Raw genomic sequence first — 11,442 nt, 5'->3', positions numbered from 1 at the left:
TTGATAGCTGATCCATGGGGCAAATACCGATTGATTGACTGATGAGTGAATTATCGCAAAAATGCGGAGTTATTCAGAGCTTCCTTAACTTGTCAGCTTTGCAACATCCCCTCGCGTTTATCCCGTCTGTTACATACGCATCTTGCTAAAAATCACTAAAAATCATTGATTTATTGATTGGCCTGCGCTTTGCATGAGGACATGCAATCCTTGCCTTGAGATTTGAAATCATGTCCGCACCACATATCATCATAGACGACACCACCTTGCGCGATGGCGAACAGTCCGCCGGGGTGGCCTTTACCCTGGAAGAGCGCATCGCCATTGCCCAGGGCCTGGATCAGCTGGGGGTGCCAGAGCTTGAGGTTGGCATCCCGGCGATGGGCACAGAAGAGCGCGAGGCTATCCGCTGCCTGGCCACACAAGGCTTGGCGGCACGGCTGCTGGTCTGGGCGCGGATGCGCGATGATGACCTGCTGGCCTGTCATGGGCTTGGGGTGGATATGGTCGATCTGTCAATTCCGGTATCGGATCAGCAGATTGCACGCAAATTACGACGCGACCGGGCCTGGGTCCTGGCGACTGTCGATTATCAGGTTCGGGCGGCGCGGCAGATGGGCCTTGAGGTATGCGTGGGCGGCGAGGATGCCTCACGCGCTGCCGAGGATTTTTTGCTGGCGGTGCTGCAAACCGCTGCCCAGGCCGGGGCGCGGCGCTTTCGTTTTGCCGATACCGTGGGCATCATGGAGCCCTTTGGGGTGCATGCGCGCTTCCAACGGATGCGTGCCCACAGCGATCTGGAGCTGGAGATGCACGCCCATGATGATCTGGGTCTGGCCACGGCCAACAGCCTTGCGGCGGCCCTGGGGGGAGCCACTCATCTTAATACCACCGTGCATGGACTTGGCGAGCGGGCGGGCAATGCCGCACTCGAGGAAGTGGTGTTAGCGCTCAGACAACTGCATCACGTGGAGACCGGCATTGATCTGCGCCGTTTTCCAGCCCTGTCGAAGCTGGTAGAAAATGCCAGCGGACGACCGGTGCATTGGCAAAAAAGCCTGATCGGTGAAGGGGTGTTTACCCATGAAGCCGGCATCCATGTAGACGGGCTGCTCAAAGATCCGGCCAATTACCAGGGCGTTGATCCGGCCCTCCTTGGGCGTAGCCATCGTCTGGTGCTGGGCAAGCATTCCGGCACAGGCGCGGTCATGGCAGCCTATGCCGCCCTGGGGATTAGCCTTTCCAGGGCACAGGCCTTTTTGCTATTGGCTCGGGTGCGCCAGATGGCGGTCAGCGATAAACGACCACCCAGCGAACACGAGCTGGCCCAGTGGTATCAGCAACTGGGTGAAGACGGCCCCAAGGTATCAGCGGAAGCCGTTTTTCCTGCATTACATCCATCTTCTGAAGGGCTGACCTGCTCATGACACTCACACATGATCTCAAAGAACTTAGCACTGCCGAGGAGTTTTTGGATTATTTCGGCATTGCGTATGACCCTGCCCTGGTGCAGGTGAATCGCTTGCACATTCTGCAACGCTTCCACGACTACCTGAATCAGGCGCCGATTGCCGCAGAGCAGGCGCGGACTGTCTATGCCGAGCGTCTGCGCCAGGCCTATGAGGATTTTGTAGCCTCGGATGCGCGTACCGAAAAGGTCTTTAAAGTCTTTCGGCGTGGCGAACCCCAGGTCACGGTGATCCCGCTCAGTCAGGCGTTTAGCAAACGGGAGGAATGATCATGCGCGCCCGTTTTGATTATGGGCAGGCGGTACGTCTGCGGCGCAATGTGCGCAATGATGGCAGTTATCCGGGCATTGGGCGCGGTGAATTACTGATCCCACGCGGCAGCATCGGGCATATCATTGAGATGGGATTGTTCCTGCAAACCCAGATCATCTACTCGGTGCATTTTCTCGAACAGGGTCGGGTGATTGGCTGTCGTGAGGAGGAATTATTAAACCTTGAGCAACCCTGGCATCCCAGCCGCTTTGCATTTCGCGACAAAGTAAAACCCACCAGACCCCTGGCGATTGACGGGGAAGTCATCGCCACCCCAGAGGATATCGGCGAAGTGATTAAAGTCCTGGCCGATGACCCGCAAAATTGTCATTACCATGTGCATTTTCACGGACGCACCTTGCAGCTTGGCGAGGCCTTGCTGTGCGAAGCCGAACACGTTTGAAGATGCCTTGATGCTTTAGCCATAGCGACACCTTCCCGGTGTCGCTTTTTTTTGCGGCGGCATCTGGAAAATGCCGCTACCCGCTGCGTCCCGATGAAACCCTGTGGATCCGGTTTCGCCTAGGCGGTGAAACGCTGCCTGGGCAAGGCCACACCCCATCGCTAAAAAACACTTTATCCTGTGGCGGCACCTTCCAGGTGCCGCTTAAAGCGACGGCTGCCTACCGCGACGCACGCGGCGCAGGCAGGGAAGCCGCTGCTGCATGGCGGGGCATCGTGCCTTCGCTTGGCTTTAAGCGGCATCAAGATGATGCCGCCACGGGAAGAGGCCGTCACGTTTAACTTCGTTGGGGAATCCGGGCAGTCGGCAAAAGTTCAGAAACGCCAGAGTAACCCACCGCCTGCGGCCTGGAGTCGCAAATCTTTGGTATCCGGATACGAAATAAAGAACCCCGCCGCAAGCGGCGGGGAATTAAACCCTTAGCGATTCAATATGCAGCAGCGTAGCTATTTGATTGACGGGTTATCATCAGTGGCTACCCATCAATGATGCCGCAAGCAGCATCATCCTGAGCGGCTCAAACACCTTGACGCCATCGTTTAGAGCGCCAGCTTATGTGCAAGATACAACGCTGGTCTTTGAGCTGCGTACCTCACGCGGGCCTATTACTGCGCAGACTGTATTCGCAGACTCAGAGCGCTCCCGACTAACAGTCTTCATTGAAGCGAAATTACCATAAGCGCTCAGACTCTCCTCCAATTTTTCGGCTGATGCGCAAAGATAAGCCGTTTTGGACGTTTTAGGAGGAGGGTCTGAATGGTTACGCTAGCAATGCCAGGCAGATTCTGTCTAGCACACCCGAGTCACTTTCTGTATACTTCAGTGACAACACAGAACCGCTTGTGCGGCTCTGTTTCATTAGGGCAGCAAAAGGAGTGCATTTAGAATTATGAAACTTGTATCAACTACAACACTTTCAAAATCACTTGGGCTTTCAGCGAAAGAGCTTTTTGAGTACCTGCTGGAGCGAGGATTTATTGAAAAGAATAATGATTCATGGGCATTAACAGCAGAAGGACAAGCAATCGGTGGTGAGTACAGAAACTCAGAACAATATGGAAAATATATTGTTTGGCCTGAAAATCTTGATTTAAATATTGAAAACGGAGAAGATTCTACTGAAAAAATAAAAATGGTTACCGCAACTGTAATCGGCCGATCATTTGAATTATCTGCAAATAAAATAAACTTCATATTTTCAGAGTTAGGCTGGCTAAACAAAGGAATCAAGGGATGGGTTTTAACGGAGCAAGGTAAAAAACAAGGTGGTCTGCAAGCAGAAGACAAAAAATCTGGCATTCCTTTTGTTAGGTGGCCAGAGGCTATCATTGAGTCAAAATCACTAAAGGAAACAATCGGGCACGTTAAAGGAACGGAGGAAGAAAAAACACCAGAATCAAAAAAAAGCGAACCTGATGACATAGGTTTCAGAGAAAAATTTGAGGCAAAACATCGCGCAGCTGATGGACATTTTGTTCGTTCTAAAGCAGAAATGCTAATTGATAATTGGCTCTATATGGCAGAGATAGTTCATGCATATGAACGCAAGTTGCCTATCGAAGAAGATGTCTACTCCGACTTCTACATACCTACTGGCAAGGTTTACATTGAGTATTGGGGCTATGAGAATGATCCAAAGTATCTAGCCCGCAAAGAGAAAAAAATAGAACTATATAGAAAGTACGGATTTAATCTTATAGAGCTTCAAGATAAAGATGTGCAGAACCTGGATGATATTTTGCCAAGAATGTTACTCAAATATGGTGTCCAGGCATATTAATTACATAAAAATTGAAATTCACACGAACAACAAAAAGCGCTGCGCTTTCGTCGCTCTGCTTTTTTGCCGCCGGTGATTTTTGGCGTTATTGTGAATAATTAGGCAGCAGAATGGATTTTTTACTAATCATTAATAAAATAATCAACGCTCTTTGGTATCTGATACCAATTGCGATTTTCGTAGTAGTTCTTAAATCTCCTTGGTTGAAAGGTGTTATTGGTGAGTCTTTCATCAATTTATCAGAAAATTTATTATTGGATAAAGAAAAATACTATCTAATCAAGAACGTGACCCTACCAACAGAAGATGGAAGCACACAAATTGATCACATTATCGTTTCAGAATTTGGCGTTTTTGTGGTTGAAACAAAAAACATGAAAGGATGGATATTCGGCAGCACTAACCAAAAAACATGGACCCAAAAGATTTATAAACATTCAAGCAAATTCCAGAACCCATTGCATCAGAACTACAAGCATACAAAAACACTTGAATCCTTATTGGGTCTGAATGCACAGCAAGTTCATTCTGTAATTGTTTTTGTAGGTGATAGCACATTCAAAATAGAAATGCCTGAAAATGTAACTCATGGCAGAGATTATGCGAAGTATATAAAATCGAAGAAAAATCCCGTTTTAACACAATCGCAAGTAACGGAAATAATTAAAAAATAGAACAAAAAAGGATTGCGCCATCATTTAAAAAACAGCGTGAGCATATCAGGCATGTAAAAAATATCATTTCAGAGAAAGAAAATAGCAATGTACCGAATTGTCCAAAATGCGGTAGCGCAATGATTCTACGAAAAACGAAAAATGGTCAAAAGATCGGTAAGCAATTCTGGGGCTGTACAAAGTTTCCTAAATGTAAAGGCACTATGAATGTCAAATAAAAATCACATAAATCTGGTCCAAAAATTGCTAAAAAATTTGATGTTAGGCGTTAGTCATAATTAACAAAAAATCAAGGGTAAGCATTCAGACCTTCAATTTTTCGGCTGATGCGCAAAGATAAGCCGTTTTGGACGTTTTAGGAGGGGGCGGCTGGGTCTCGATTATCCTGCATAGTTTCAGCGAATGGTGCTAGGTTGTTTTACAGGTGGCCAGGGCAGTGATGTAGGTGTACGAAGTGCGGGCGTCTTCGGCAAGTTCAAACAGGCTGATTTTGCGCTTGCGCCACGGGGTGAAATCCGGGGCGTCGAGGAGGTGGGTCATGTCGCGAAAGCCCATGCTCCAGTCTGGGAAGACGCGCTGGGTGCTGTAGCCTTCGATGACGGTGGTGAAGTCGGTGTGACGCAGATCAGCGCGGATATGATCTAAGAGGATGTGGATTTTGTCTTTGGGGCCTTCGAGCATTTGCATGAATTGCCCTTCCTGATAGATCAGACAGCCCGTGATCCCGGCAGCGACGTTGTAGGCGCGGGCTTTGACCAGGATTTGCTCAAAGGCGCTGGGGTTCATCTGTGCATTGGCGCGGCTGACGTAGATGATGAAGTAGTGCGGACTGTCTTTGGGCAGGGCGCACAACCCGGCTTGCTGATCCACCGCTTTGCCCAGCTCTTCCTGGGTGAGTGGCCGGTAGAACAGATAGCCCTGGATAAAATCGCAGCCGTGGGTATAGAGTTCTTGTTGTTGGGCCTTGGTTTCCACGCCTTCGGCAATCAGACGTAGCCCAAGGGCTTTGCCCAAGCCCATGACAGCGCGCACGACGGTGCGGTTTTCGCTGTGGTGTTCGAGGTCGTAGATAAAGGCTTGGTCGATTTTTAAGACGCTGGCAGGCAGGCGGGTCAGTTGGGCCAGGGAGGAGTAGCCGGTACCAAAATCATCCACTGCCAGACGCATACCCAATTCGGTAAAACGCCGCAAGGCCCGCAGGTTGCCATCAATATCCGCCATCAGGGAGGTCTCGGTGACTTCCAGCGAGATGCGGTGGGGATCGGCGCCGGTCTGTTCGAGAATGGCGATAAAATCCTCAACAATGGTGGGTTCGCTGAGCTGGCGGGCCGAGATATTGATGGAGATATACGGGGCCTGTTCGCCCCAGCGCTGCCGCCAGGCCACCTCCGCCTCACAGCCGGCACGAAACACCCACGCGCCAATCGGTACAATGGCACCGGTCATTTCCGCAATGGGGATGAAGACTGCCGGGGACACCAGCCCCTTGGAGGAACGCCAGCGCAGCAGCAGTTCGGCACCGATAATGCGTCCATCATTGGCGGTGACAATGGGCTGATAGAGGGCAAAGAGCTCGTTTTGCGCAACCGCCAGACGCAGGCCCTGGGTAATAGTCAGGCGTTGCAGGGCCTCTTCTTGCAGTTCGTGATTAAAGAACTGCCAGCCATCGCGGCCTTTTTGCTTGACCGAATACATCGCGGTATCGGCATAACGCAGCAGTTCATCGGCGGAGTGTTTGTCACCATGGCCAATGGCCACGCCAATGCTGGCGCTGACAAAGAGTTCCTGGGTGCTGTGTGAGATCGCTTCGCGCAGGCATTGATTGATGCGCTCGGCAAGGCTGGCGATATCTTCCGGCTGGGCGATCTGTTCGCTGAGGATGGCAAATTCATCACCCGCCAGACGCGCTACGGTATCGCCGGGGCGCACGCTGGCCATCAGGCGTTCGGCCACCACTTGCAACACGTCATCCCCGGCCTCATGACCGTGGGTGTCGTTGATCAGCTTGAAGCCATCCAGATCAATAAACAGCAGCGCCAGACTAAGATTGTGACGCTGGGAACGCAGCAGGGCATTGTTGAGCCGCTCGCGCATCAACGCCCGATTGGGCAGACCGGTGAGGGCGTCGTGCGTCGCCCGCCACAACAGCGCCTCTTCGGCCTGCTTGCGCTCGGTGATATCGCGCATGGTGACGGCTAAAAACCATTGCCCATCGCTGCGAAACTTGGCAATGGAGGCCTCCAGCGGAAAGAAAGTGCCATCCTTGCGATAGCCGGTGATCTCGCCCCGCTGCGACATGCGCCGGGCAGTTTCATCGCCACTGACAAATTCGGCAAACAGCTCGGCATGATGCGCCCGAAAATGCGGCGGTACCAAAAGATGTACCAACATCCCTTGCAGCTCGCTGAGCTCATAGCCAAATAACTGGCACACCCCCGGATTGGCATCAATGATCACGCCACGGGCATCGGTGGCCAGAATGGCAATATCGGCCATCGAGAGAATCTGCTGGGCACTGCCAAAGCGCTCCAGCGCCTCGGTGGCCTTGCTGGCAATATGGGCGGCCAGCTGCGGCGAGGTGGGTGAGGCATGGATCGGCCAGGCGCGGGCCACGGATTGATAACGCACCGGAATCTGTGGCGCAATGGTGCCGAAACTTTCAATGATTTCAAAGGTGCCATCGGCCCGGCAGCGCGACAGATAGCTGTTGACCTGCGCATGATGGGTCGCGGCATCCATGCACACCACGCCTTGCGGCCCCTCTACACACACTGTTTCCAGCGCCTCTACCAGCGCCTCGGCATCCAGACTGCCCGCGCGAGTGACCGCCTGGGCAAAGGCATTGACGCACATGAAGGCGCCTTCGCCAAAATTGGTCAAAAAACCATTGCCATGCGGCCACACGCCGTGAATCCCCGGCATCACAGCCAGCGCTTTGAGATAGGCGTGGTTTGCCGGGGTGTCTACGGACATAAAGTAGGTATTACTGGAATAAAAGCCCTCCCGCACCTGCGGCGGTAAATGGCTGACCATCACTTCATCATAATGCCCCATGACCACCGCCATGCGCTGCTTTAGGCCCATTTCGGTAAAGCGGGTCAGCAGTCTGAGCTGATCATCCCCGGCAAAATAGGGGACGAAAACATCCGCACCACTGCGCGCCACCCGTTCCAGTAGCGCTTCGATCTGCGCATCATCGGCCTCCATGGGCAGATATTCCTCGCCCAGCACATCGCCATTGAGCAGCTTTAGCGACTGCTTGGCTGCGTCAATGGAGCCGCGTGGCCACTCGTAATTATTCCCGGCAAAAAACATCTTCTCCCCATAGCGCGCCGCCATAAAGGGGATCATCTTGTCGATTTGCTGATTGGGCAGGGCGGCGAAGTGGAAAAAATAGCGCCCGCTGATACTGCCTTCGTAAAAGGAAAAATTGAGGTAGGGAATGCGTTTGGGTTCAGCCACCTGGGCAGCGATGGCAATGCGCGAGTTGGATAACAGATTGCCGATCAGCGCCACGCAGCCATGCTCCTCCATCAAACGCCGGGCCGCTGGCACCGCCGTTTCGGGATAGCTGCCATCATCTTCAACGATCAGCTCCAGCGGCAGACCCAAAAGTCCGCCGCGTTCGTTGATGCGCTGACAGGCAATGCGTGCCGCCCAGGTAATTTCAGCCCCATAGATGCCCACCAGACCGGTTAATGGCGGCATCAGGCCCAGCTTGATACTGCGGGAAGATGGCTTATGTACAGGCACTGTGGTTACTCGCTGACTACATAGGATTAAGGCACATCGCCGCGCTCTTGGGTGGGCGGCACATCCGGGAGTTGGCCATCCAGGGCAATGGCCTCTTCAGCGCGCTTGTTCAGCACAATAATACTGATGCGCCGATTGACAGAGCTCAGCGGGTCTTCCTTGTCAAACAGCACCGTATCGGCCAGCCCTACCACCCGTCCGATTTTTTCGGGTTGCATCCCGCCAGTAACCAAGGCGCGTCGCGCCGCATTGGCGCGTTCTGCGGATAATTCCCAGTTACTGTAATTGGCGCGCAGCAAGGGCCGCGCATCGGTATGTCCGGTAATGCTCACTTTATTGGGCACCTCGTTAATCAGCGCGCCTAATTCACGCAAAATCGCCTGTGAATACCCTAACAAGGTTGCACTGCCTAGATCAAACATCGGGCGGTTTTCATGATCAACAATCTGAATGCGCAAGCCCTCCGGGGTAAGATCAAGCAGCAGCTGATCCTTGAAAGGGGCTAATGCCTGACTGCTGTCGATGCTTTCACGCAAGACCTGCATCAACGCCTCCAGTTGCTCGCGCTCCATGCGTTCGCTCAATTCATGGCTGCTGTCAGCATCGTAGTCGCTTTCAGGGGCAACATCAATGGCACCCTCCAGATTGATCAAAGCCGGGGCCACGCCCGTACCATCCCCCAAAGAGCCGGGGGAGGCGGTACTTTTGCCCTCCACCGCTGAAGGATTGCGAAAATACTCAGAAATGCCCCCCAACTGTTCTGCCGTGGTAGCATTGAGTAACCACAACACCAGAAAAAAGGCCATCATCGCGGTGGCAAAATCGGCAAAGGCGACCTTCCAAGAACCGCCATGATGCCCGGCCTTTTTATAGACCTTTTTGACGACGATCGGTTGTTTTTTGTCATCCAGGGCCATGAATTAGCCCTCTTTGGCATTGCGCAGATGGGTTTCCAGTTCCTGAAAGCTGGGACGCATATCCGAGGCCATCGCCTTGCGGCCAAACTCCACCGCCACCGGCGGGTTATAGCCCTGAATATTGGCCAGGATGCAGACCTTGATACAGGCCATGAATTTGGCCTCTTCCTGGGCGCGGCGCTCCAGGGCAGTACTCATCGGGCCGACAAAACCATAAGCCAGCAAAATCCCCAGAAAGGTCCCGACCAGCGCGGCAGCCACCTTGGCACCGATGACCTCAATGGGACCATCCAGAGAGCCCATGGTGTTCACAATCCCCAAAACCGCCGCCACAATCCCAAAGCCTGGCAACGCATCGGCCACCCGGTTGACCGCATGACTGGGCTCTTCAGATTCCTCATGATGGGTTGCCAGCTCGACATCCATCAGGTTTTCCAGCTCAAAGGCATTCATGCTGCCGCCCACCACCAGACGCATATAATCGCAAATAAAATCCACCGCATGATGATCGCTCACCACCTTGGGGTATTTACTGAACAAGGGGCTGGCATTGGGGTCTTCAATGTCGGCCTCAATGGACATCAGACCTTCTTTGCGGATTTTGCCGAATAACTCAAACATCAAGGCCAAGAGCTGCATATAATGCTCTTTGCTGTATTTAGCCCCGCCCATTAAGGCAGGAATGCTCTTGAAGACCTTGCCGATCACCTTGTTGGGATTGGCAATCATGAAGGCTCCAAACGCGGCACCGCCGATAATCAACACCTCGTAGGGCTGCCAAATGGCCAGCAACTGCCCGCCGTGCAAGACAAAACCGCCAAAGACGCTAAACGTAACAATCAAGGAACCCACTATCAAATTCACGGCGACACGCTCCCAAGGGCTGGCAATGAGGGGAATGAAAAGCTTTACAGCAGGGTATTTTATCGCAGTTTATGCCTACGCAACTGCGCACTAGGCCAAAAAGCCGCCAATCTGCCATTGCACCGAGTCATTTTAGACATAAACCGCGCGCTGGGACTAGGGGCGCTAACAATGACCCGTTTTGCCAAGGTAGATGTCAGATAACTGAATTTGGATGCTTTATGCCCCGCTTGATGCTGCGAGATGACCCGTGGGAGAGGCTTGCGCCTCTCCTTCCTGGTAAAGTGACCGACGGTGGTGTGAGCGCCAAAGATAACCGCCTCTTTTTGGATGTCATCGAGGTTGACTAGCACAGCGATAAGGATCGTAACTTAGGAGAAAGATTCTTTCAGAAAATCAAAGCATTCAGGCGAATCGCCACGCGCTATGAGCGGCTGGCAAGGAATTATCAGTCGCTACTGTGTCTCGTGTCAGCCGTCGTATGGCTGGCCTGATTGTTAACGCCCCCTAGCAAAATATAGGGAAAACAAAGCCCCGAAGAGGCATTTTCGTATTCAGTGCAGGCCCATTTCGTTTTTTGTGTATTCGCTGGCGGCGGGTTTGGATAAATTGCCGTCATTTTAGCCATCTCTGTGCCTGATACCAACAGAAAAAAGGCCAGAGGAGCCTGGCAATGAAAACCATACCACCTCTCAAAAAGGCCAACTACAGCCAGCGCATGATGTTGCTTGCCACCCTGCCGGTGGTGTTGATTTCTGTATTTTCACTGGCGGTACTTCACTTAAAAGCTGTTTGGAAACTACCGCCTCAAACCAAGCGGTTAGCCATCAGTCGACTCATTGCGAGATAAATCCAGGCTTCGCTGCTCGACATCAAGCGCTCGTAGTCCTTGCTCAGACGGCGTGAGTGGTTCAGCCAGCCAAAGGTCCGCTCAACAACCCAGCGTCGCGGCAACAAAACAAACCCTCGGCGCTCCTTGGGACGCAAGACCCCCGTCAAGACGAAACGAAAGCGCTGGGCAACCCAGTCAACCAGGCGTCCACTGTAGCCGCCGTCAACCCAGATTTTGCGCTAGCTTTTTGCAATGACCGGGGAGATGGCGCAGGAGTTGGCGCGCCCCATCACGGTCTTGCACGCTGGCGGCGGTGACAACGACGGCCAGCACCAGCCCCAGGGTATCGACCAGAAGATGGCGTTTGCGGCCCTTGAT

At 52.8% G+C, this 11,442-nt stretch carries 10 protein-coding genes and 1 pseudogene; 7 read left to right on the top strand and 4 right to left on the bottom strand.

Going from position 1 to position 11,442, the window contains the following annotated elements; translation table 11 throughout:
• The first annotated feature begins 230 nt into the window (after positions 1-230).
• The 6 genes from nifV to THISIDRAFT_RS14985 all read left to right on the top strand — a co-directional run bounded on the left by nifV (position 231) and on the right by THISIDRAFT_RS14985 (position 4,916).
• Positions 231-1,427, top strand: a complete 1,197-nt coding sequence (nifV, locus tag THISIDRAFT_RS13530; RefSeq protein WP_006788618.1) for a homocitrate synthase — start codon at positions 231-233, stop codon at positions 1,425-1,427.
• The gene (gene nifW / locus THISIDRAFT_RS13525; RefSeq protein WP_006788617.1) at positions 1,424-1,738 is read left to right on the top strand and encodes a nitrogenase-stabilizing/protective protein NifW; all 315 of its coding nucleotides are present in this window, start codon (positions 1,424-1,426) and stop codon (positions 1,736-1,738) included. The genes nifV and nifW overlap by 4 nt, the downstream gene beginning before the upstream one ends.
• A gap of 2 nt (positions 1,739-1,740) precedes the next feature.
• A complete protein-coding gene (locus THISIDRAFT_RS13520; protein WP_006788616.1) occupies positions 1,741-2,184 on the top strand; it encodes a nitrogen fixation protein NifZ in 444 nt (147 codons plus the stop codon).
• Positions 2,185-3,133: 949 nt separating this feature from the next.
• The gene (locus THISIDRAFT_RS13515; protein WP_040853245.1) at positions 3,134-4,024 is read left to right on the top strand and encodes a glycerol kinase; all 891 of its coding nucleotides are present in this window, start codon (positions 3,134-3,136) and stop codon (positions 4,022-4,024) included.
• Between the two features lie 110 nt (positions 4,025-4,134).
• Complete coding sequence (locus tag THISIDRAFT_RS13510) at positions 4,135-4,698, top strand: nuclease-related domain-containing protein (protein ID WP_006788613.1); 564 nt, start codon at positions 4,135-4,137, stop codon at positions 4,696-4,698.
• Positions 4,699-4,817: 119 nt separating this feature from the next.
• Positions 4,818-4,916 (top strand): hypothetical protein, encoded by a 99-nt coding sequence (locus THISIDRAFT_RS14985; RefSeq protein ID WP_246585404.1) that lies wholly within the window; start codon positions 4,818-4,820, stop codon positions 4,914-4,916.
• Positions 4,917-5,106: 190 nt separating this feature from the next.
• On the opposite strand, the gene THISIDRAFT_RS13505 is transcribed toward THISIDRAFT_RS14985, so the two are convergent.
• The 3 genes from THISIDRAFT_RS13505 to motA are packed head-to-tail and all read right to left on the bottom strand — an operon-like array spanning position 5,107 to position 10,232.
• A complete protein-coding gene (locus THISIDRAFT_RS13505; protein WP_256439206.1) occupies positions 5,107-8,451 on the bottom strand; it encodes an ABC transporter substrate-binding protein in 3,345 nt (1,114 codons plus the stop codon).
• A gap of 26 nt (positions 8,452-8,477) precedes the next feature.
• Positions 8,478-9,368 (bottom strand): flagellar motor protein MotB, encoded by an 891-nt coding sequence (gene motB / locus THISIDRAFT_RS13500; protein ID WP_006788611.1) that lies wholly within the window; start codon positions 9,366-9,368, stop codon positions 8,478-8,480.
• A 3-nt stretch (positions 9,369-9,371) separates the two neighbouring features.
• A complete protein-coding gene (motA, locus tag THISIDRAFT_RS13495) occupies positions 9,372-10,232 on the bottom strand; it encodes a flagellar motor stator protein MotA (protein WP_006788610.1) in 861 nt (286 codons plus the stop codon).
• A gap of 673 nt (positions 10,233-10,905) precedes the next feature.
• On the opposite strand from motA, the gene THISIDRAFT_RS13485 reads away from it, so the two are divergent.
• The gene (locus THISIDRAFT_RS13485) at positions 10,906-11,082 is read left to right on the top strand and encodes a hypothetical protein (RefSeq protein WP_006788608.1); all 177 of its coding nucleotides are present in this window, start codon (positions 10,906-10,908) and stop codon (positions 11,080-11,082) included.
• Here THISIDRAFT_RS13485 and THISIDRAFT_RS13480 read toward each other — a convergent pair.
• Positions 11,040-11,442, bottom strand: a pseudogene (locus tag THISIDRAFT_RS13480) (IS5 family transposase); the annotation flags it as partial. The gene THISIDRAFT_RS13485 and the pseudogene THISIDRAFT_RS13480 overlap by 43 nt on opposite strands.

Source organism: Thiorhodospira sibirica ATCC 700588, assembly GCF_000227725.2.
GTDB classification, from domain to species: domain Bacteria; phylum Pseudomonadota; class Gammaproteobacteria; order Ectothiorhodospirales; family Ectothiorhodospiraceae; genus Thiorhodospira; species Thiorhodospira sibirica.
Note: the sequence above shows the minus strand (reverse complement) of the source record. Positions and strands in the feature narration are given on the sequence as shown.